Below are 20908 nucleotides of genomic sequence, written 5' to 3' on the forward strand. Positions count from 1 at the left end.
CAAAAATGTCAGTTAGAAAATTAAAACCGATTACTCCCGGTCAGCGTTTTAGAGTAGTAAACGAATTCGACACCATTACTACTGATAAGCCGGAAAAGAGCTTGCTCGTTCCGTTGAAAAAGACCGGTGGTAGAAACAATCAAGGAAAAATGACCATGCGTTACATTGGTGGTGGTCATAAGAAAAAGTACCGTATTATCGACTTCAAACGAAACAAATTCGGCGTAGACGCCAAAGTAGTTTCTATCGAGTACGACCCAAACAGAACAGCGTTTATTGCTCTCGTTCAATACACCGACGGCGAAAAGCGTTACATCATCGCTCCCGCTGGTTTGAAAGTTGATCAAGTAATCGTTGCAGGTCAAGAAAATATCGCCCCTGAAATCGGTAACGCAATGCCGCTCTCTCAAATCCCACTCGGTACCGTAATTTCTTGTATTGAATTGCGCCCTGGACAAGGAGCTAACATCGCTCGTTCTGCAGGAACTTTTGCTCAACTAATGGCAAAAGATGGTAAGTATGCTACTGTAAAGCTACCTTCAGGTGAAACCCGTATGATCCTCCTCACTTGCCTCGCAACCATAGGAGCCGTATCAAACTCCGACCACCAATTGGTACTTTCAGGTAAAGCAGGTCGCTCACGCTGGTTAGGACGCCGTCCTCGTACCCGTGCAGTAGTTATGAACCCTGTCGATCACCCAATGGGTGGTGGTGAAGGTCGTGCTACCGGTGGTCACCCACGCTCACGTAAAGGTATCCCAGCGAAAGGTTATAGAACTCGTTCTAAAACCAAAGCAAGTAATAAGTATATTGTAGAACGCAGAAAAAAATAAGAGACTAACAAATGGCACGTTCATTAAAAAAAGGACCTTACGTTCACTATAGCTTGGAAAAGAAAATCCAACAAAATATACAGTCTGGTAAGAAAAACGTTATCAAAACTTGGTCACGCGCTTCTATGATTACACCAGACTTCGTTGGCCAAACTATTGCAGTTCACAACGGTCGTCAGTTCGTCCCTGTATACATCACTGAAAATATGGTGGGACATAAATTAGGAGAATTTTCACCTACTCGTTCCTTCCGTGGACACGCAGGTGCAAAAAATAAAGGTAAAAAATAATTAAGGCTATGGGAGTTAGAAAAAAATTAAGAGCAGACGAAATTAAAGAAGCTAAAAAAAGCTTGGCTTTCGCGAAGTTAAATAACTGCCCTACTTCTCCTCGAAAAATGCGCTTAGTAGCGGATTTAGTACGTGGACAGCAAGTAGACAAAGCCTTGGCTATTTTGAAATTCAACCAAAAAGAAGCAGCCGCTCGTTTAGAAAAATTGTTGCTTTCAGCTATCGCTAACTGGCAAGCTAAAAACGAGGACGCTAACTTGGAAGAAGCAGGAGTATTCATCAAAGAAATCCGTGTGGATGGTGGCGCTATCCTTAAACGCTTACGCCCAGCTCCACAAGGGAGAGCACACAGAATTAGAAAACGCTCTAACCACATAACTTTGGTGCTTGGAGCTAAAAATTTTAACACAGAAAGCTAAGATAAACTATGGGACAAAAGACAAATCCAATCGGAAATCGCCTAGGAATTATCAGAGGATGGGAGTCTAACTGGTATGGAGGCAATGATTACGGAGATAAACTCGCTGAAGACGATAAAATCAGAAAATATGTTCTCGCTCGTTTATCTAAAGCTAGTGTTGCTCACGTGATTATTGAACGTACTTTCAAACTTGTAACCGTTACTATCACCACCGCTCGCCCCGGTATCATCATCGGTAAAGGCGGTCAGGAGGTAGACAAGTTGAAAGAAGAACTTAAGAAAATCACCGGTAAAGACATCCAAATCAACATTTTTGAAATCAAACGCCCTGAGCTCGACGCCGCTCTCGTTGCAGCAAGCATCGCCCGCCAAATCGAAGGCCGTGTCTCTTACAAACGCGCTATCAAAATGGCTATCGCTTCAGCTATGCGTATGAACGCCGAAGGTATCAAGGTAATGATTTCTGGCCGTTTGAATGGAGCCGAAATGGCACGTTCCGAAAGCTTTAAAGAAGGTCGTATCCCTCTTTCAACCTTTAGAGCTGATATCGATTACGCTATTGACGAAGCTCACACTACTTATGGCCGTATGGGCATCAAAGTGTGGATTATGAAAGGCGAAATCTATGGTAAAAGAGAACTCTCCCCACTCGTAGGTATGACTAAAAAAGCTACTGGTGGAAACTTCTCCGGTAAATCAACTGACAAGCCTGCTGGTGCACCCAAAAGAGCGCGTCGCAAAAAGTAATTTTTTAAAGAACAAGAAAGATGTTACAGCCAAAAAGAACGAAATATCGTAAACAACAAAAAGGCAGAATGAAAGGCGTAGCTCACCGCGGTGCGCTCCTTTCTAATGGTACTTTCGGAATTAAATCGTTAGATTCAGCATTCATCACTTCTCGTCAAATCGAGTCAGCTCGTGTCGCTGCTACCCGTTATATGAAACGCGAAGGTCAACTTTGGATCAAAATCTTCCCAGATAAACCTATTACCAAAAAACCACTCGAAGTACGTATGGGTAAAGGTAAAGGTGCCGTTGAATACTGGGCAGCCGTAGTAAAACCAGGTAGAATAATGTTCGAGGTTGGCGGAGTGCCGCTCGACGTAGCCAAAGAAGCGCTACGCCTCGCCGCTCAAAAGCTACCCGTGAAAACAAAATTCGTTGTAGCAAGAGATTATCAAAATTAATTAAAGAACAATGAAACAGTCTGAAATTAACAAATTGACAATAACTGAGCTACAAGAAAAGCTTGGTGAGTTTAAGAAATCGTATGCAGATTTGAAAATGGCACACGCAATTTCGTCATTGGAAAAACCAATTCAATTACGTAACGTAAGAAGAACTATCGCGAGATTGGCTTGTGAGCTAACTAAACGTGAATTACAATAATTCGAACCTGCCTTATGGAAAAAAGAAATTTAAGAAAAGAAAGAATAGGGGTTGTTACAAGCAACAAAATGGATAAATCTATCGTCGTTTCAGAAGTGAAACGTGTAAAACACCCTATGTACGGTAAGTTCGTGTTGCGCACCAAAAAATACGTTGCGCACGACGAAAAAAACGATTGCAACATTGGTGATACTGTACGCATAATGGAAACACGCCCATTGAGCAAAACCAAATGTTGGAGATTAGTAGAAATCATTGAAAGAGCTAAGTAATTATGGTACAACAAGAATCAAGACTAAAAGTAGCCGATAATACTGGCGCTAAAGAAGTGCTAACTATCCGTGTACTCGGTGGTACTAAGCGCCGATACGCCTCTGTTGGCGATAAGATTGTAGTTACCGTCAAAGAAGCTACCCCTAACGGAAACGTAAAAAAAGGACAAGTTTCTACCGCGGTGGTTGTAAGAACTAAAAAAGAAGTACGCCGTGCCGATGGTTCTTATATCCGATTTGATGAAAACGCTTGCGTTCTCTTGAACGCAGCTGGTGAAATGAGAGGTACCCGTGTATTCGGTCCCGTAGCACGCGAACTTCGTGATAAACAATTTATGAAGATCGTTTCATTAGCACCAGAAGTGCTTTAATTTTTAACTAAAGTAAATGATGAAACTAAAAATTAAAACTGGAGATACCGTAAAAGTAATTGCCGGAGAAGATAAAGGTAAAGAAGGCAAAGTATTACGTGTAGACCGCGAGAAGAACAGAGCGATTGTTGAGGGGCTTAACTTGGTGAAAAAACACACCAAACCTAACGCACAAAACCCTCAAGGTGGAATCGTAGAAAAAGAAGCATCTATTCACATTTCTAACCTCTCCCTCATCGACCCTAAAACAAAAAAAGCTACTCGTGTAGGTTTCGAAGTGAAAGACGGTAAAAAAGTGCGAATCTCTAAAAAATCTAATGTAGTAATATAATATGGCTTACGTACCTAGATTAAAACAAGAATACAATGAGCGCATCATTGCGGCTCTTAAACAAGAATTTGGCTATAAAAACGTAATGCAGGTTCCTAAACTTGAAAAAATAGTTGTGAGCCGTGGTGTTGGTGCTGCCGTAGCCGATAAAAAACAAATCGACTACGCCGTAGACGAACTTACCAAAATTACTGGTCAGAAAGCTGTTCCCACTTATTCTAAAAAGGACGTCGCTTCTTTCAAACTCCGTAAAGGTATGGCTATAGGTGCCAAAGTTACCCTCAGAGGAGAAAGAATGTACGAGTTCTTAGACCGCCTTATCACTACAGCTCTTCCCCGTGTAAGAGACTTCCAAGGCGTCAAAGCAAATGGATTCGACGGTAGAGGTAACTACAACTTAGGTGTTACCGAACAAATCATATTCCCTGAAATCGACATTGATAAAATCAACAAGATTGCAGGTATGGATATTACCTTCGTTACATCAGCGCACACTGATAAAGAAGCTAAATCATTATTAAGCGAATTAGGATTACCTTTTAAAAAGAACTAAGTATATGGCTAAAGAATCAATGAAAGCCCGCGAGGTGAAACGTCAAAAGTTAGTAGCTAAATACGCTGCTAAACGCAAAGCTCTAAAAGAAGCTGGTGATTATGAAGCACTTCAGCTAATCCCTAAAAATGCTTCTCCTGTCCGTCTGCATAACCGTTGCAAACTTACAGGACGCCCTAAAGGGTATATGCGCACTTTTGGAATTTCACGTGTGTTATTCCGCGAAATGGCAAACAAAGGATTAATTCCTGGTGTAAAAAAAGCAAGTTGGTAATAATTTAAAAGGACAAATTTATGTATACAGATCCTATCGCAGATTATTTAACAAGAATTAGAAATGCTAATAGCGCAGGTCATAGAGTCGTAGAAATCCCTGCATCTAAACTCAAAAAGGAAATTACTAAAATCCTTTTCGACCAAGGATTCATTCTTAGCTATAAATTTGATGACTCTACCGTTCAAGGTACTATCAAAATAGCTTTGAAATACGACAAAGTGACTAAAGAACCCGTTATTAGGCATATTGAAAGAGCCAGCCGCCCAGGTCTGAGAAAGTACGCTGGCGCTGATAACCTACCTCGCGTATTAAACGGATTGGGTATTGCTATCATCTCTACATCACAAGGCGTGATGACAGGTAAAAAAGCTAGAGAACTCAATATCGGTGGAGAGGTAATTTGTTACGTTTACTAATCAATAAAAAGACAATAAAGAATGTCAAGAATAGGTAAAGCACCCATCAATATTCCCGCAGGCGTTACCGTTACTATCAAAGATAACGTGGTAACCGTAAAGGGGAAATTAGGCGAATTAACCCAAGAGGTTAAAGACATTGCTGTAAAGCAAGAAGATGGACATTTAGTGTTTGAAACTACAGATGCTACCAAAGACCAAAACGCTAAACACGGTTTATACCGTGCCTTAGTCCATAATATGGTCGTAGGTGTTTCTGAAGGATTCACTAAAGAATTAGAGTTAGTAGGGGTTGGATACCGTGCAGCTAACCAAGGACAAAAGTTAGATTTAGCCCTTGGTTTTTCTCACAACATCATTCTCGAATTGCCCAAAGAAATTAAACTCGAGACAATCAACGAGAAAGGTAAAAACCCTATCATTAAATTAACTTCTCACGATAAACAACTGCTCGGTCAAGTAGCGGCTAAAATCCGTAGCTTCCGCAAACCTGAACCTTACAAAGGTAAAGGTGTGAAATTTGTAGGCGAAGAGTTGAGAAGAAAAGCAGGTAAATCAGCTTAATAGTTAGAACAATGGCATTATCAAGAATAGAAAGAAGACAACGTATTAAAAGCAGAATCAGAAAAGTAGTAAAAGGTACTGCTGAGCAACCTCGTTTGGCTGTTTTCAGAAGTAATAACGAAATCTATGTACAAATCATAGACGATACTAAAGGAACTACTCTGTTGGCTGCATCTTCACGTGATAAAGAAATTAGTGCCGCCAAAGGTACTAAAACTGAAAAAGCAGCATTGGTCGGTAAAGCTATTGCTGAAAAAGCTTTAAAACAAGGTATCGAAAAAGTATCCTTCGATCGCGGGGGATACCTTTACCACGGACGTGTAAAATCATTAGCCGACGGTGCTAGAGAAGGCGGACTTAAATTCTAATAACTATGTATCAGAAATATAAAAATGTAGAATATGTAAAACCAAGTGGTTTGGAATTGAAAGACCGTTTGGTAGGAGTACAACGTGTTACTAAAGTAACTAAAGGTGGTCGCGCTTTCGGTTTCTCTGCTATCGTTGTAGTAGGCGACGAAAACGGCGTGGTTGGTCACGGCTTAGGAAAATCAAAAGAGGTTTCTGAAGCTATTGCTAAAGCAGTAGAAGACGCTAAGAAAAACTTAGTGCGTATCCCTCTTAACGGTACTACCTTGCCCCACGAACAAAAAGGAAAATACGGCGGAGCTCGTGTATTCTTACAACCAGCTACTGAGGGTACCGGAGTAATCGCAGGAGGTACAGTACGTGCCGTATTGGAATCAGTAGGTATCCATAACGTACTTTCTAAATCACAAGGTTCTTCTAACCCTCACAACGTGGTAAAAGCTACTTTCGATGCTTTATTGCAGTTGCGTAGCGCTAAAACTGTTGCTGCTCAACGTGGCATCTCTTTAGAAAAATTGTTTAAAGGTTAATTTTTATAGCAATGGCAAAACTTAGAGTAACACAAATTAAAAGTAGCATCAAACGTCCAAAAGACCAAAAACTTACTCTCGAGGCTTTAGGACTTACCAAAATCGGTAGAACCGTGGAACACGAAGCTACACCAAGTATACTTGGTATGATCAATAAGGTAAAACACTTAATTTCTGTAGAAGAAGTTAAATAATATTTTTATACAAAGTTATGAACTTGAGTAATTTACAACCCGCACAGGGTTCAATTCACAGAGAAGGGAAGCGCGTAGGTCGCGGTCAAGGTTCCGGTAAAGGTGGAACCGCTACCCGTGGTCACAAAGGAGCTAAATCTCGTTCAGGCTTTTCTAATAAGATTGGCTTCGAAGGTGGACAAATGCCCCTCCAAAGACGCGTACCAAAATTCGGTTTTAAAAACTTTAACCGTAAAGAATACGTAGGTATCAACTTGGGTAGACTACAAGAACTCGTTGATAATGGTAAAATTACTGATAAAGTAGATTTTGAAATCTTAGTTCAACTAAACCTCGTTAAAAAAACTGACTTGGTGAAAATATTAGGTGGTGGAGAACTAAAATCTAAGCTAAAAATATCTGTTCATAAGTTTACAGCAAGTGCTAAAGCTGCTATCGAAGCAGCTGGTGGTGAAGCTGTAACCTTGTAATATTCAATTTATGAAGAAGTTTATCGAGAACCTAACCAACATTTGGAAAATTGAAGAGTTAAAAAATAGAATTATTTTAACTCTCGGAATTTTGTTAGTTTATCGCTTTGGAGCTCACATCGTCCTCCCTGGTATCGACTCCGCTCAACTCCACGAGTTAGCAACGAAAACCTCAGGTGGCGGATTGCTCGACATTCTTAACGCTTTTACAGGGGGCGCTTTCTCTAATGCCTCAGTATTCGCGCTCGGGATTATGCCCTACATCTCGGCTTCTATCGTAGTACAGTTGATGGGAATCGCTATTCCTTATCTCCAAAAACTACAAAAAGAAGGTGAAAGCGGACGAAGAAAGATAAACCAAATCACTCGATGGCTTACTATTGCAATATGTATTGTACAAGCACCTGTATACTTATACGGTATCAATAGATTAGGAGTCCCTGATTCTGCCTTCCTTTTAGGTAAGGGACTCAATTTTATTGTTCCAGCAGTGCTTATCTTAGTAACAGGAACTATTTTTGCAATGTGGTTAGGTGAGAAAATCACCGATAAAGGAATAGGTAACGGTATCTCCCTCCTCATTATGGTAGGTATCATCGCCCGCTTGCCTCGCGCATTCTTGTCTGAAACAGCCTCTCGCCTTACTGGTAATGGAGGACCTCTATTGATTCTTATCGAAATAATTCTTTGGTTCGTAATCATTTTGCTTTGTATTTATCTAATCAAAGCAGTACGTCAAATCCCAGTACAGTATGCGCGCAGAACAGCTGATGGTGGAACTACTAACGAGAGAAACATCTTCGGAGCTCGCCAATACATTCCTTTAAAAATTAATGCTGCAGGGGTAATGCCTATCATCTTCGCTCAAGCCTTGATGTTTATCCCAGCCACTGTAGCCGGACTATCACAATCAGAATTTGCAAAAAGTGTTCAAGCAGCCTTCTCAAACGTCTTCGGATTTTGGTACAACCTGCTATTTGCAGCTATGATTATACTCTTTACGTATTTCTATACTGCAATTACAGTGCCTACAAACAAAATGGCCGATGACCTAAAACGCAGTGGAGGTTTCATACCAGGTATACGTCCAGGTAAAGAAACAGGCGACTATTTAGATAAAATTATGTCGCTTATTACTCTCCCAGGTTCTATATTTATAGCCTTGGTAGCAATATTTCCTTCTCTGCTTAAAATCATCGGAATGCAAGACCAATGGGCATTGTTCTACGGTGGTACCTCACTACTCATCTTAGTAGGGGTTGCAATTGATACTATGCAACAAGTAAATTCATATCTGCTCAATCGCCATTATGATGGTTTGATGAAAACAGGTAAAAACAGAAAAGTATCTTAATTAATATATGGCTAAACAGGCAGCAATTGAGCAAGACGGAACCATTGTAGAAGCTTTGTCTAACGCAATGTTCAGAGTTGAATTGGATAACGGTCACGTAGTGATTGCCCATATCTCAGGAAAAATGCGTATGCACTACATCAAGCTTCTTCCTGGTGATAAAGTAAAACTCGAAATGAGTCCTTACGACCTAAGTAAAGCTCGTATCACTTACCGTTATTAGTTAATTAAGAGAATTCTTCCAATATTTTGGTTGTTAATTTCTCACAGATATTTTCCTATTTTAGTAATATCTGTGAGAAATTATAATCATAAAAAAGAATTTTTTATTTGTAGTATTTTTAGTATAAAGCATTTGTATTCAGTATCTTGAATATGGTTTTTTATGCTTAAAAATGAGTGAGTGGAATGTATAATTGCATTTTTGTGAGCTAAAAATGTGGCTATTACAAAAAAAAATTGTAGTTTTGCGCACTCTATTGATATAAACAAAACGAAATGAAAGTTAGAGCATCAATTAAAAAAAGAAGTTCAGAGTGCATCATTGTGCGCAGAAAAGGACGATTGTACGTAATTAACAAGAAAAATCCTAAATTTAAACAACGACAAGGATAATTATGGCACGAATTGCAGGTATTGACTTACCAAAAAACAAAAGAGGGGTTATTGGTTTAACCTACATTTTTGGTATTGGAAAAAGTAGAGCTAAAGAAATCTTAAGTAGAGCTCAAGTAAACGAAGACACAAAAGTAAGCGAATGGAATGATGACGAAATCACTCGTATTCGCGAAGTGGTTGCGTCTTATAAAATTGAAGGAGAATTGCGCTCCGAAATCCAATTGAACATCAAACGTTTGATGGACATCGGTTGTTATCGCGGTATCCGCCATCGTAACGGATTGCCTTTGCGCGGACAAAAAACTAAAAACAATTCTCGTACAAGAAAAGGTAAAAGAAAAACTGTTGCAAACAAGAAGAAAGCAACTAAATAATAAGTAGTAGAGTATGGCAAAACAAAATGCAAAGAATGCAAAAGTCTCTAAGAAGAGAAAAGTAGTGGTTGAGTCAGTAGGCGAAGCACACGTTTCAGCTACTTTTAACAATGTTATTATTTCTCTTACCAACAAAAAAGGAGACGTAATTGCGTGGTCATCAGCAGGGAAAATGGGCTTCAGAGGATCTAAAAAGAACACTCCTTACGCTGCCCAAGTAGCCGCAGAAGATGCAGCTAAAGTTGCTTTTGACGCAGGTCTTAAAAAAGTAAAAGTATACGTGAAAGGACCGGGTAACGGTAGAGAATCTGCTATCCGTACTATTCATAATGCAGGTATAGAAGTAACCGAAATTATCGACGTTACTCCACTACCTCACAACGGATGTCGCCCTCCTAAAAAACGTAGAGTCTAATTTCAATACTAACAAGTAAGAAAGGTGAGTTGTTATCGAAGGAATGCCTTAATTCATAACTACCTTTCATTTAAACAATTTAAAATGGCAAGATATACAGGACCAAAAACAAAAATAGCTCGTAAATTTGGTGAAGCTATCTTCGGAGATGATAAATCTTTTGAAAGAAAAAACTATCCTCCCGGACAACACGGTTTGGCACGCCGTAGAGCAAAACGCTCTGAATATGCTATCCAGCTACAAGAAAAACAAAAAGCTAAATATACTTATGGTATTTTAGAAAAACAATTCCATAATCTATATGAAAAAGCAAAAAGAAGTAAAAGTATTACCGGTGAGGTGCTTCTTCAACTTTGCGAATCTCGTTTAGACAATGTAGTATACCGTATGGGCATCGCTCCTACTCGTAGTGCAGCCCGCCAATTGGTATCTCACCGTCACATCACTGTAAACGGAAATATTGTAAACATTCCGTCTTACTCTCTTAAACCAGGTGATGTAGTAGGCGTTCGCGAAAAATCAAAATCTTTAAGTGTGATCGAAAATTCATTGGCTGCTCACAGCACCGTATACGAATGGATCACTTGGAACCCTGAAAAATTAGAAGGTACTTTCGTAGCAGTACCTCAACGTATTCAGATTCCTGAAAATATTAAAGAACAGTTAATCGTAGAGTTGTACTCTAAATAATAATAAAGACAGCAGTCAAATTATGGCATTATTCAACTTCCAAAAACCAGATAAAGTTATAATGATTGAATCATCTGATTTCGAAGGACGATTTGAGTTTCGCCCTTTGGAACCAGGGTATGGTTTAACAATAGGTAACGCATTACGAAGAGTTATGCTTTCTTCGTTAGAAGGTTTTGCAATCACTTCTGTGAAATTTGATAAAGTAGGACACGAATTTTCTACTATATCAGGAGTAAGAGAAGATGTTACTGAAATTATTCTCAATTTGAAACAAATACGTTTTAAACGCCAGATTGAGGATATAGAAAACGAAACAGCAACTATTACTGTTTCTGGTAAAAGACAATTGACTGCCGGTGATTTTCAAAAAGCTCTTTCAGGTTTTCAAGTATTAAATACTGATTTGGTGATTTGCAATATGGATTCTTCAGCTTCTTTTACAATAGAGATTACTATTGAGAAAGGACGCGGTTATGTTTCGGCTGAGGAAAATGCAAAACCAAATGCACCGATAGGTGTAATTGCTACTGATGCAATCTTTACACCTATTAAAAATGTGAAATATTCTATTGAAAATTATCGTGTTGAACAAAAAACAGACTACGAGAAGTTAGTCTTTGAAATTAAAACCGATGGGTCTATACACCCTAAACAAGCACTTACAGAAGCTGCAAAAACACTCATTCATCACTTTATGCTCTTCTCTGACGAGAGAATTACTTTAGAGGCTGATGAAATAGCACAAACTGATACTTATGATGAAGAATCATTGCATATGCGCCAGTTGCTAAAAACTAAGTTGGTGGATATGGACTTATCCGTTCGTGCACTCAATTGTTTGAAAGCTGCCGAAGTAGAAACATTAGGTGATTTGGTATCTTTCAATAAAGCTGATTTGATGAAGTTTAGAAACTTCGGAAAGAAATCATTAATTGAGCTTGATGAGTTGGTAGTCAATAAAGGTTTAGTGTTTGGTATGGACACCTCGAAGTATAAATTGGATAAAGATTAACTCGCTCTTGCGATATTTTAACTAAGGAAAAATGAGACACGGAAATAAAATTAATCATTTAGGAAGAAAAACTGCTCACAGAAATTCAATGCTTGCCAATATGGCGAACTCACTGATTGAGCATAAACGTATTAACACTACTTTGGCAAAAGCAAAGGCTTTAAAATTATTTGTAGAGCCTTTGGTAACCAAATCTAAAGAAGATACCACTCACAACCGTCGTATCGCTTTTAGTAAATTGCGCAATAAATATGCTGTTACCGAGCTTTTCAAAGAAGTGGCTGTAAAGGTAGGCGACCGCCCAGGGGGATACACTCGTATCATTAAATTAGGAAACCGTTTGGGCGATAACGCTGAAATGGCTATGATTGAGTTTGTAGATTACAACACTACTTACAACGTAGCTAAAACCGCTAAGAAGAAAACTACCCGTCGTGGTAGAAAGAAAGCAACTGCTGAAGAAACTCCAGCTACAGCCGAAGTTAAACCAGAGGCTACTGCTGAAGCTACTGAATAATATTGCAGTTTATTAGGTTCGTAAATTATAAAAAAGGGCTTGCCGTCGGCAAGCCCTTTTTTATTGTTTAAAATTCTTTTTAAAGGCTGTTTTTAGTCTTTTATATAAAGTGTAGCTTACGCTACAGAAATCGTACAAATCTTTGAAAAATCAAACAAATGGGCAACAAGCTACCTGAAAAAGTCAATAATACTAAAAATACTGATAATTAACTTTGCCAAAGGTGCGAGCGGCATAGGCAGGGGAAAAAATTAGAAAATGAGAAAATTTGGAAATTAGAGAATGAGAAAATGGGGGAATGGGGAGGTAACTTTTTGGAACATCAACTTTGCCAAAATTTCAAACTTTGACAAAGTGCGTAGCGCAAAAGCGATGTGTTAGGATTGTTAGGAGGGTTCGGAAGGAAACGGAGAAGTTCGGAAGAAGTAATTCAGGTAAAAGATAAAAAATGAGCTGTAAGGAGGGTGGGGTTAGCTTATAGAGAGCTTATAGGAAGCTTATACGAATCTTGGACGATTGGTATAGAAAGGGTATATAAATGATTGATTCATAGCATAATACAGTGATGTAAAAAATGGCAAAAACGGGGTTTCGAGGCGAAAGAAAGAGGAATAGGTGATAGACCTTAGGCCATAGGCACTAGGGGGGAGTATGACAGAAAAGAGAATTAGCGAATTAGAGAATTTGGAAATTAGCAAATTTGTTGAAGGAGTTTAGTGGGAGTGTGGGGGCGGAAAGATGAAGCGCAGTGATATACAGAACAAAGATAAGCTATATAAAAAATTGGAAATAAGTGGATTGATAGAATGAGAGGGGTTAGGGTATTGGTATTTTTTATTATTGTTGTATCTTTGCACCGATTTAACTTCTTAGGTTTAACACTTAACTAAAAATGCAAACATATCACGACCTCTTGCGCCATATCCTTGATAATGGCTATTCTAAAGATGACCGTACCGGCACGGGAACGACCAGTGTATTTGGTTACCAAATGCGCTTTGACCTCAATAAGGGTTTTCCGCTGGTAACGACTAAAAAGATACACTTAAAATCGGTTATCTATGAATTACTTTGGTTTTTAAAAGGAGATACAAATATTAAATATCTCACTGACCACGGGGTGCGCATTTGGAACGAATGGGCAGATGAGAACGGCGACCTCGGTCCTGTTTATGGAGCGCAATGGCGCCACTGGAATGGCGAGGCGATTGACCAGATAAAAACGGTGGTAGAGACTCTTAAACAAAATCCTGAAAGCCGACGGATTATCGTTTCGGCTTGGAATCCTTCGGTATTGCCTGATACGGGAAAATCGTTTGCGGAGAACGTAGCCAATGGTAAAGCGGCATTGCCTCCTTGTCACGCACTGTTTCAGTTTTACGTAGCCGATGGGAAATTGTCTTGTCAGTTATACCAACGCAGTGCCGATGTGTTTTTAGGGGTGCCTTTTAACATTGCTTCATATGCTTTACTCACGATGATGCTTGCGCAAGTATGCGATTTGCAATTAGGAGATTTTGTGCATACTTTTGGTGATGTGCACATCTATAACAATCATCGTGAGCAGGTAGCTTTACAGCTCAGCAGGACGCCACGCCCTTTGCCTACGATGCACTTGAATCGGGCAGTGAAGGATTTGTTTGCCTTTGATTATGACGATTTTCGTTTAGAAGGCTATGACCCTTACCCTACGATTAAAGCGCAGGTATCGGTATAAAGTTAAAATTTCGTTAAAAAATGCTTAAAATTTTGCTATATGGAGCTTTTTTGTTTCATTTGTGCGTTTAAAATAAAGTAAATACTATAAAAAAATGAAGAAATTTCTTACAATCGTTATCGCTTTGGTAACCTTACAAAGTGCGTTTTCACAGGTTATTTCGGAGACTTTTTCGTCAGGGAGACTCAATAGAAAACAGAAGATAGGTATCTACAAGCCTGAAAAGTACACGGATAGACAGGCATATCCGCTGATAGTAGTGCTCAATGCCGAAACGCTGATGGAGCCTGTTGTTTCGATGGTGCGTTATTACGAACAGTTTGGTGAAATGCCTAAGTGTATAGTAGTGGGTGTGTATGAACCCAAACAAGAAGATGTAACGGTGGTAGAAGAGGTGGGTCGCCCTATTAATGAGTCGGCTCGTTTCTTTGAGTTTGTATCGGCAGAATTAGTGCCTTACATACAAGGGAAATACCCAATAGCTGACCTAAAAGGGGTTATTGCTTCGGAAGAGGCGGGTTTTTTGGCTAATTACTATATGCTTGCCGAGAAAAAACCTACTTTTAATATGATAGTAAGCCTTAATCCAGTGGCTCTTCCACGTATGGGAGAAGAGTTTTCGCACGCTTTGGCAGCGGGAGTACCTAACCGTTTATTTTACTATATGGCTACTGCTGATGTGGAAAACAAAGTGGTGTACGACAAGGCAATTCAGTTTGAAAGAGCGATGCGCTCGGCGCCCGTGCACGAATCGGTAGAATATCACTTTGTTGATTTTAAAGGAAGCTCAGTAAACGCTGCTAAATTGCAGGGGATAGCACAGGCACTTGATATGTGTTTTGACATTTATAAACCCATAGGAGGCAAGGAGTTTAAGACCCAAATGGAGACTCTTGAAACGGGAATTTATGAATATTTGGAGAACAAATATAACACTATTTATAAACAGTTAGGCGTAAAGAAAGTGCCTATACTAAACGATGTGATGGCTACTTATACAGCTATTAATTCGTCGCAAGACTGGGAATCGCTTAAGAAATTAGCAAAATACGTAGAGAGCAATGGCTACTTAAAAACTGCTATGCCCAACTTCTTTTTAGCTGAATATTACGAAAAGATGGGCGATGATAAAAAAGCACTGAAAACCTATCAGAAAGCGTATACTGAGCCTAATATAGATTTCATCACAGGAGACTTGATAAATGAACGTATCACGCATTTGCAAGCCACTAAACGCAAGAGCAAACGCACAAAAGTAGTAGAACCTATAGAGCCAGCAGAAGAAGTAGCTCCTGCACAAGAAGAACAAAATCCTACCGATGAAAGTAATCAGAACTAAGATAGAAGGCGTGGTGATTATTGAGCCACAGGTGTTTTTTGACGGAAGAGGTTACTTTTTTGAATCGTTCTCGCAACAGCGATTTAATGAGTTAGTAAGCCCCACTGTATTTGTACAAGACAACGAATCGCAATCGACCTATGGGGTATTGCGCGGATTACACTTTCAGAAACCACCTTTTGCACAGGCTAAATTGGTGAGAGTGGTAAAAGGAGAAGTACTTGATGTAGCAGTGGATTTGCGAGAAGACTCACCTACCTTTGGACAGTATGAGTCTGTGATACTAAACGAAGAAAACAAGCGCCAGTTTTTTATCCCGAGAGGTTTTGCTCACGGTTTTGCTGTATTGAGCGAAGAAGCTATTTTTCAATACAAATGCGACAATTACTACGCTCCCGAGAGTGAGGGTAGTGTGCGCTGGGACGACCCTACCATAGGTATTGATTGGCGACTACCAGCTGAGGTGATACAACTTTCGGAGAAAGACAAGAAAGCGCCATTACTGGTAGAGGTAAAAGGTAAAAGATAAAATGTAAAGCCAGTGAGGGCTTGTAACTGGGTATGTGAGTGAAAGGAGAAAAGAGATTGAAAATCAAAGAGCTAAATGTTCCTAACACTTAACACTTAACACTTAGCTAAAAAATAGTTGTCTAAATATTTGGTAGATTGGGAAAAAGGAGTTACTTTTGCACCCGAAAATACAGACGGTGGTCTTAGCTCAGTTGGTTAGAGCGTCGGATTGTGGTTCCGAAGGTCGTGGGTTCGAGCCCCATATTCCACCCTATTGATAAAAAAAGCGCCTTTTAAGGCGCTTTTTTTATGGCTTATACAAAGCTAGTATATTTCTAAAAAGTGACTTTTAGCTTTTTATTAATTAGCGTAAGTTCGACGTAAGGAAAGTGTAGCTTACGCTACAGAAATCTTACAAATCTTCACAAATCAAACAAATAGGAGACAAGCTACCTGAAAGTCTCGCACAGATTACAATGTAAACACAACTATTATAAATCAGTATTATATATCGAAATGATGTTAAAATAAACCTCTATTCACTGATGGATATAAGTGCATTTTTGCTTTTGATATAAATAAAGTTGCTAATTCGAAAAATAATATTTACTTTTGTAGCTTTAAAATGACTATTGCTATGAAGATAAGAAGCATTTATTTACTACTTTTGCTATTGTGCTATGGTGGTTTAAGGGCACAAGAGCAAGAAAATTTCACTTCATTAGAAAATAAGACCCATTGGGTAAACCAAATCCAAGATATTACAGAACTTCCTGTGGGAATTAGGGAAAATAAAAATGGGGTAGAGTATGCAATGATGGTTACCAAAGCTACTTTTTCTCCTAACGAAACGAGGGTAAATATTTACGCTCGTATTACTTTCCCTGACACCCAAAATCCTTCAGGCAAACGGAAACTGTACTTTGGAGCTACTGAAATTCCTTTTTCGTATGAAGGTCAGTTAGTAGGCGATGTACACTTGTCGTTATTGGGTGATGTAACCCTTAGTAATACCAAAAACTGGTCGTTTTTACTCAAAGGAGGTAGAAATGTAAAAGGGGAAACGGTAGACGACCAAACATACGTGGAGGTAGATTGTAACGGATTGAAAAAAATTGCTTTAAGAGGGATAATACGCATCTCTAATGAACTTATAGTACCAGTTGACAATAAGTTACAACCTATAGCCAATGGCTATGTAGAAAGTGAGGTAGCTATAGAAGCTGAAGATTTTAACAACTTGTTAGTAGAGCTTAAACTACCTGCTTTTGCCCTTACAAGGCAGATACAAAACAAAGATAAAGGAGCTTTTATCTTTCACCCTGAGCGAATGGTCTTGGATATGAGTGATACTAGTAATGCTCCAGCAATGGTATTCCCTCAAGGATATGACGAGTATTTAGTAGCAGGACAAGAGAGTTGGCGAGGTTTTTATATACAAGAACTCACGGTTACCTTGCCTGAAGAGTTCAAAAAAACAGGAGGGAGAGTAAGTTTAAAGGCGACTAACTTCCTTTTGGACGCGTATGGTTTTTCGGGGAGCTTATCGGCAGACAATATCATTAGCTTTAAAGAAGGACGTACGTCAGAGGATAAAAAGAAAGGTTGGAAATATGCCATACACCATATACAAGCTGATTTTGTAGCTTCCAAACTCAAAGGAGGGGCTCTCTCAGGGGCTTTTAGGATTCCGATAGAGAAAGACGATTCACGCGGGATTCATTTTGACGGTAGTTTTTCTGAAGATAACTATATGCTTCGCGTTTCGTCGTTAGACTCTATTTCCTTTGATATGTGGAAAGCAAAGGCTGTAATTCTCCCTTCTTCTTATGTTGAATTGCAAGTAAAAAATAAAGAATTTCTTCCTAAAGTAGTACTTGATGGCTCGATGGTTTTAGAAGCTCCTAAGAGCGATAAAAACCTTTATAGGTTAGAAGGTATTAACTTCCAAAAATTCACCTTACAAACACAAGCACCTTACATATCAGCTGAGTATTTTGGCTGTGAAGGAGAACAGAAAATAGCAGGCTTTCCTGTGAGTATCAAAGATGTAAGTGTGGCTTTTAGAGAAGAACGAGCCCAATTACATTTCGGTATACGGGTGGGCTTACAAAAAGATAAGTTTTCAGCCGAAGGTGATTTTAATATCTACGCTAAAAATACCGATGAACACTGGAGTTACGACAAATTTGAAATCAACCGACTCAAATTGGAGGATGTAGATATAGTAGTAGCTAAAGTAAGTGGAGAGTTAAACCTAATGAAGAACGACCCAGTGTACGGCAATGGATTTAAGGCAAAACTTTCAACCAAGATTACATCTTTAGATGTAGATGTAAATGCTAACGCTGTATTTGGTAGTAAGGACTTCCGCTATTGGGGTTTTGAAGCTATGGTAGATGGACTAAATATCAACACCCAATACGTAAAAATAACAGGATTTATAGGAGGAGCGTATTACCAAATGCGTCCTTTGGGGAATCCTAAAGATAAAGAGGCATTAGAAGCCTTTTCGTTAGTTCCCGATGAAAAGATAGGGTTAGGACTCAAAGCAGGAGTATTAGGAGCTTTTCAGGACAAAAGAGTGATTTCCTTTATAGCCTTGTTAGACATTCAAACCTATAAAGGAGGAGGTCTCTCAAAAATTGGTTTTTATGGCAATGCAACGGTAATGTACGCTTTACAAGATAAGCTATCCAATCCGTTTGCTACTGTACAAAAAGGCTTTGCTGACAATGTGCAAAAAGTAGTAAAAATGGAAGAGTTGGCTAAAAATGAGAAATACAAATATTTAGACAACTCAGGGAAAGCAGATATCCCTGATGATTTTACCATAGATAAAAGCAATGAAAGCAAAAAAGCGCCTATCTTTGCACAGCTAAATGTGAGTTACGACTTTGCCCAAAAAGCCTATCACTCTAATATGGAAGTATACGTGAATGTAGCAGGTGGAGTAATACGAGGGACTGGCAATAGTGGCTTAGCAGGACGCGCAGTATTGCATATAGACCCACAAGATTGGTATTATCACTTGGGGACTACTCGTGAGATGATGGGATTACAAGTGGGCTTTGGTGATTTCCTAAATATCAAAGCGCAAACCTACTTTATGGTGGGTACTAAAATAGGCGAAGCACCTCAGCCTCCTGCGAAGGTAGCCGAAATACTAAAACTCAATCCTGACGAGATCGGTTATATGAAGAGTCTTAACCAGATAAAAGAAGGCAAAGGTTTTGCTTTTGGAGCGCATTTGAACTTCGATACTAAATTTGATGTAGGTTTCCTCTACGCAAGTTTCGCCGCTGGCTTTGGTTCAGACTTAATGTTAAAGAATTACGGCAATGCCCATTGCAAGGGCAGAAGCGGAGAACTGGGTATCAATGGATGGTATGCTAACGGACAAACGTATGTTTACTTACAAGGAGAATTAGGTATTAAAATAAAACTGTTCTTCATTCGCAAACGTATCCCAATACTTAGTGCAGGGGTAGCAGCTTTACTACAAGGGTCAGGACCTAATCCTTTCTGGGCACGAGGTTATTTAGGTGGCTACTACAATGTCCTCGGCGGATTGGTAAAAGGTCGCTTCCGTTTGAAAATGGAATTTGGTGAACAATGTGAATTGGCAAGCGATCAAGTGTTAGGAGGTATGAAAATTATCTCGGATGTATCCCCTTCTGACCGTAGTGAAGGGGTAGATGTCTTCCTCTCTCCTCAAGCTACTTTCAACTTAGAATTAGAGAAACCTATTGTAATTCCCGAAGACGACCGCGACCATACGTATATCGTGAACTTAGAAAAATTTGAAGTACTCGATGCGCAAGGGAATACCATAGAAGGGAAACTAACTTATGGCAAGAGTCAGGATGAACTCAACTTCACCCCAAGAGAGGTGCTTCCTTCTCATCAAAAACTAAAAGCAGTAGTAAGTGTAAGCTTTAAAGAACTTAAAGGGGGAAGTTACCAGACTGTGATGGTAGATGGTAAAAAAGCCGTAGAAACCGAAGAGCGAACCTTTACTACAGGCGAAGCACCTGAGTATATCCCTAATAAGAATATAAAATACGCTTATCCTGTGTTAGACCAAAAGAATTATTTCATAGGAGAAAGTAATGAGGGCTTTGTGCAGTTAAAGCAAGGACAGTCTTATTTGTTTGAGGATGCGCATTGGAATACCCGCTTGTTTATAGAGCCCGAAGGAGGAGGAAAAACTCTTGAGCTCAACCCGACTTACTTAAAAGCAGAGAACAAAGTCTCCTTTACAATGCCTAAACTCTCGAAAGCTACTAAATATGGGCTTTCTATTGTGAGCTATAGTAAGCAAGGGGCAAAAGTAAGTGCCACAGGTAAAACACAGCAGAAGAAAAATAACATTAAAGTTTCAGAAGGTGATTTTGACAAAGGAGAAGATGAAACTTCTTACACCTTTGAAAACAAGAAAGCACAAGCCAATGTGGATAGAGGAGGCTTTGAACGTTTGTCGTACCAATTTAACACTAGTAAATACGAGCGCCTGAGCGACAAGATGAAAAAATTCAAAATTGAGCACTTATGGATAAAATACAACTCGGCAGTTGCCTTGCTACAGAACGATATGAATACTGATGAGCCCTTTGAAGAGAGCGAACTCATAGGCACCACTTATTCAGGAATTCCTCTCATAAAAGCTGAAGCCGTATTAGATGATAAGTTTGACGCTTTATTTACTAAATATTTATACAATAACCCTCAAGGACAACCTTGGTTTAGCAGAGATACTAACACCGTAGGCTATCCTCCTAAAGAGGCTATCACTGTTTTTCCGTTTTATCCTGAGGAACTGAAATGGAATAGTTATGATGTAAAACGGGTATTCCCTTATCGATATGATGTGTTTATGTATTATCAAAGAGACTGGGATGCCCAACATTATTATTTTGCCAATCATTTAAATGAACTGGCTAAAAATCCTTTGTACAATGAGTTTATGGAGCTCTATTTTCCTGTGCTTCCTACTAAGAACTACAAAGCAGTGTTAAAATACCGATTGCCTGATGGGAAGATTACTTCCGAAACACCTTACAAATATAAGTTTTAAGAG

General features: G+C 39.2%; 29 protein-coding genes and 1 tRNA gene. All 30 read left to right on the forward strand.

The window, feature by feature from the left end; genetic code table 11:
- The first annotated feature begins 5 nt into the window (after positions 1-5).
- The 30 genes from rplB (at position 6) to AM608_RS09800 (ending at position 20905) form a co-directional block, all read left to right on the forward strand.
- Positions 6-833 (forward strand): 50S ribosomal protein L2, encoded by an 828-nt coding sequence (gene rplB / locus AM608_RS09660; RefSeq protein ID WP_053581608.1) that lies wholly within the window; start codon positions 6-8, stop codon positions 831-833.
- A gap of 11 nt (positions 834-844) precedes the next feature.
- Positions 845-1123, forward strand: coding sequence for a 30S ribosomal protein S19 (gene rpsS / locus AM608_RS09665; protein ID WP_002675018.1), 279 nt, complete (start codon positions 845-847; stop codon positions 1121-1123).
- 8 nt (positions 1124-1131) lie between these two features.
- Entirely contained in the window at positions 1132-1542 is a 411-nt protein-coding gene (gene rplV, locus AM608_RS09670; RefSeq protein ID WP_002675020.1) for a 50S ribosomal protein L22, read from the forward strand.
- Positions 1543-1550: 8 nt separating this feature from the next.
- Complete coding sequence (rpsC, locus tag AM608_RS09675) at positions 1551-2291, forward strand: 30S ribosomal protein S3 (RefSeq protein ID WP_002679516.1); 741 nt, start codon at positions 1551-1553, stop codon at positions 2289-2291.
- Between the two features lie 20 nt (positions 2292-2311).
- Positions 2312-2731, forward strand: a complete 420-nt coding sequence (rplP, locus tag AM608_RS09680; RefSeq protein ID WP_002679503.1) for a 50S ribosomal protein L16 — start codon at positions 2312-2314, stop codon at positions 2729-2731.
- A gap of 10 nt (positions 2732-2741) precedes the next feature.
- The gene (gene rpmC / locus AM608_RS09685) at positions 2742-2933 is read left to right on the forward strand and encodes a 50S ribosomal protein L29 (protein ID WP_002675028.1); all 192 of its coding nucleotides are present in this window, start codon (positions 2742-2744) and stop codon (positions 2931-2933) included.
- Between the two features lie 14 nt (positions 2934-2947).
- Positions 2948-3205 carry a 30S ribosomal protein S17 gene (gene rpsQ, locus AM608_RS09690; RefSeq protein WP_002675041.1) on the forward strand — a complete coding sequence of 86 codons (258 nt, stop codon included), beginning with the start codon at positions 2948-2950 and terminating at the stop codon, positions 3203-3205.
- A gap of 2 nt (positions 3206-3207) precedes the next feature.
- Positions 3208-3576 carry a 50S ribosomal protein L14 gene (rplN, locus tag AM608_RS09695; protein ID WP_002675043.1) on the forward strand — a complete coding sequence of 123 codons (369 nt, stop codon included), beginning with the start codon at positions 3208-3210 and terminating at the stop codon, positions 3574-3576.
- A gap of 16 nt (positions 3577-3592) precedes the next feature.
- Positions 3593-3907, forward strand: a complete 315-nt coding sequence (gene rplX, locus AM608_RS09700) for a 50S ribosomal protein L24 (protein WP_082315861.1) — start codon at positions 3593-3595, stop codon at positions 3905-3907.
- 1 nt (position 3908) lies between these two features.
- Positions 3909-4460, forward strand: a complete 552-nt coding sequence (rplE, locus tag AM608_RS09705; RefSeq protein ID WP_053581609.1) for a 50S ribosomal protein L5 — start codon at positions 3909-3911, stop codon at positions 4458-4460.
- 4 nt (positions 4461-4464) lie between these two features.
- Positions 4465-4734 carry a 30S ribosomal protein S14 gene (gene rpsN, locus AM608_RS09710; protein WP_002675050.1) on the forward strand — a complete coding sequence of 90 codons (270 nt, stop codon included), beginning with the start codon at positions 4465-4467 and terminating at the stop codon, positions 4732-4734.
- A 20-nt stretch (positions 4735-4754) separates the two neighbouring features.
- Positions 4755-5153, forward strand: coding sequence for a 30S ribosomal protein S8 (gene rpsH, locus AM608_RS09715; RefSeq protein WP_002675052.1), 399 nt, complete (start codon positions 4755-4757; stop codon positions 5151-5153).
- A gap of 21 nt (positions 5154-5174) precedes the next feature.
- Positions 5175-5717 (forward strand): 50S ribosomal protein L6, encoded by a 543-nt coding sequence (gene rplF, locus AM608_RS09720; RefSeq protein WP_009411645.1) that lies wholly within the window; start codon positions 5175-5177, stop codon positions 5715-5717.
- An 11-nt stretch (positions 5718-5728) separates the two neighbouring features.
- Positions 5729-6085 carry a 50S ribosomal protein L18 gene (gene rplR, locus AM608_RS09725; protein WP_002679484.1) on the forward strand — a complete coding sequence of 119 codons (357 nt, stop codon included), beginning with the start codon at positions 5729-5731 and terminating at the stop codon, positions 6083-6085.
- A 5-nt stretch (positions 6086-6090) separates the two neighbouring features.
- Positions 6091-6615, forward strand: coding sequence for a 30S ribosomal protein S5 (gene rpsE, locus AM608_RS09730; protein WP_002675058.1), 525 nt, complete (start codon positions 6091-6093; stop codon positions 6613-6615).
- A gap of 11 nt (positions 6616-6626) precedes the next feature.
- The gene (rpmD, locus tag AM608_RS09735; RefSeq protein ID WP_002675060.1) at positions 6627-6809 is read left to right on the forward strand and encodes a 50S ribosomal protein L30; all 183 of its coding nucleotides are present in this window, start codon (positions 6627-6629) and stop codon (positions 6807-6809) included.
- Between the two features lie 17 nt (positions 6810-6826).
- Positions 6827-7279, forward strand: a complete 453-nt coding sequence (rplO, locus tag AM608_RS09740) for a 50S ribosomal protein L15 (RefSeq protein WP_053581610.1) — start codon at positions 6827-6829, stop codon at positions 7277-7279.
- Positions 7280-7289: 10 nt separating this feature from the next.
- Positions 7290-8633, forward strand: coding sequence for a preprotein translocase subunit SecY (gene secY, locus AM608_RS09745; RefSeq protein ID WP_002675064.1), 1344 nt, complete (start codon positions 7290-7292; stop codon positions 8631-8633).
- 7 nt (positions 8634-8640) lie between these two features.
- Positions 8641-8856 carry a translation initiation factor IF-1 gene (gene infA, locus AM608_RS09750; protein WP_002675066.1) on the forward strand — a complete coding sequence of 72 codons (216 nt, stop codon included), beginning with the start codon at positions 8641-8643 and terminating at the stop codon, positions 8854-8856.
- A 275-nt stretch (positions 8857-9131) separates the two neighbouring features.
- The gene (ykgO, locus tag AM608_RS11855; protein WP_002676536.1) at positions 9132-9248 is read left to right on the forward strand and encodes a type B 50S ribosomal protein L36; all 117 of its coding nucleotides are present in this window, start codon (positions 9132-9134) and stop codon (positions 9246-9248) included.
- A 2-nt stretch (positions 9249-9250) separates the two neighbouring features.
- Positions 9251-9625: a 30S ribosomal protein S13 gene (rpsM, locus tag AM608_RS09755; protein WP_002675068.1), complete on the forward strand. Its 375-nt coding sequence runs from the start codon at positions 9251-9253 to the stop codon at positions 9623-9625.
- 13 nt (positions 9626-9638) lie between these two features.
- Entirely contained in the window at positions 9639-10040 is a 402-nt protein-coding gene (gene rpsK / locus AM608_RS09760; protein WP_002679512.1) for a 30S ribosomal protein S11, read from the forward strand.
- Positions 10041-10124: 84 nt separating this feature from the next.
- Positions 10125-10730 carry a 30S ribosomal protein S4 gene (rpsD, locus tag AM608_RS09765; RefSeq protein WP_009411647.1) on the forward strand — a complete coding sequence of 202 codons (606 nt, stop codon included), beginning with the start codon at positions 10125-10127 and terminating at the stop codon, positions 10728-10730.
- A gap of 22 nt (positions 10731-10752) precedes the next feature.
- Complete coding sequence (locus AM608_RS09770; protein WP_009411648.1) at positions 10753-11745, forward strand: DNA-directed RNA polymerase subunit alpha; 993 nt, start codon at positions 10753-10755, stop codon at positions 11743-11745.
- Between the two features lie 31 nt (positions 11746-11776).
- Positions 11777-12262: a 50S ribosomal protein L17 gene (gene rplQ, locus AM608_RS09775; RefSeq protein ID WP_002675077.1), complete on the forward strand. Its 486-nt coding sequence runs from the start codon at positions 11777-11779 to the stop codon at positions 12260-12262.
- 892 nt (positions 12263-13154) lie between these two features.
- On the forward strand, positions 13155-13979 hold the full coding sequence (locus AM608_RS09780) for a thymidylate synthase (protein ID WP_009410566.1): 825 nt from the start codon (positions 13155-13157) through the stop codon (positions 13977-13979).
- Between the two features lie 94 nt (positions 13980-14073).
- The gene (locus AM608_RS09785; RefSeq protein ID WP_009420422.1) at positions 14074-15318 is read left to right on the forward strand and encodes an alpha/beta hydrolase-fold protein; all 1245 of its coding nucleotides are present in this window, start codon (positions 14074-14076) and stop codon (positions 15316-15318) included.
- A complete protein-coding gene (gene rfbC / locus AM608_RS09790) occupies positions 15299-15847 on the forward strand; it encodes a dTDP-4-dehydrorhamnose 3,5-epimerase (RefSeq protein ID WP_053581611.1) in 549 nt (182 codons plus the stop codon). The genes AM608_RS09785 and rfbC overlap by 20 nt, the downstream gene beginning before the upstream one ends.
- 177 nt (positions 15848-16024) lie before the next feature.
- A tRNA-His gene (locus AM608_RS09795) sits at positions 16025-16100 on the forward strand.
- 353 nt (positions 16101-16453) lie between these two features.
- Positions 16454-20905 carry a hypothetical protein gene (locus AM608_RS09800; protein ID WP_053581612.1) on the forward strand — a complete coding sequence of 1484 codons (4452 nt, stop codon included), beginning with the start codon at positions 16454-16456 and terminating at the stop codon, positions 20903-20905.
- Positions 20906-20908: the final 3 nt, after the last annotated feature.

Source organism: Capnocytophaga sp. oral taxon 323 (genome assembly GCF_001278825.1).
Lineage (GTDB): Bacteria > Bacteroidota > Bacteroidia > Flavobacteriales > Flavobacteriaceae > Capnocytophaga > Capnocytophaga ochracea.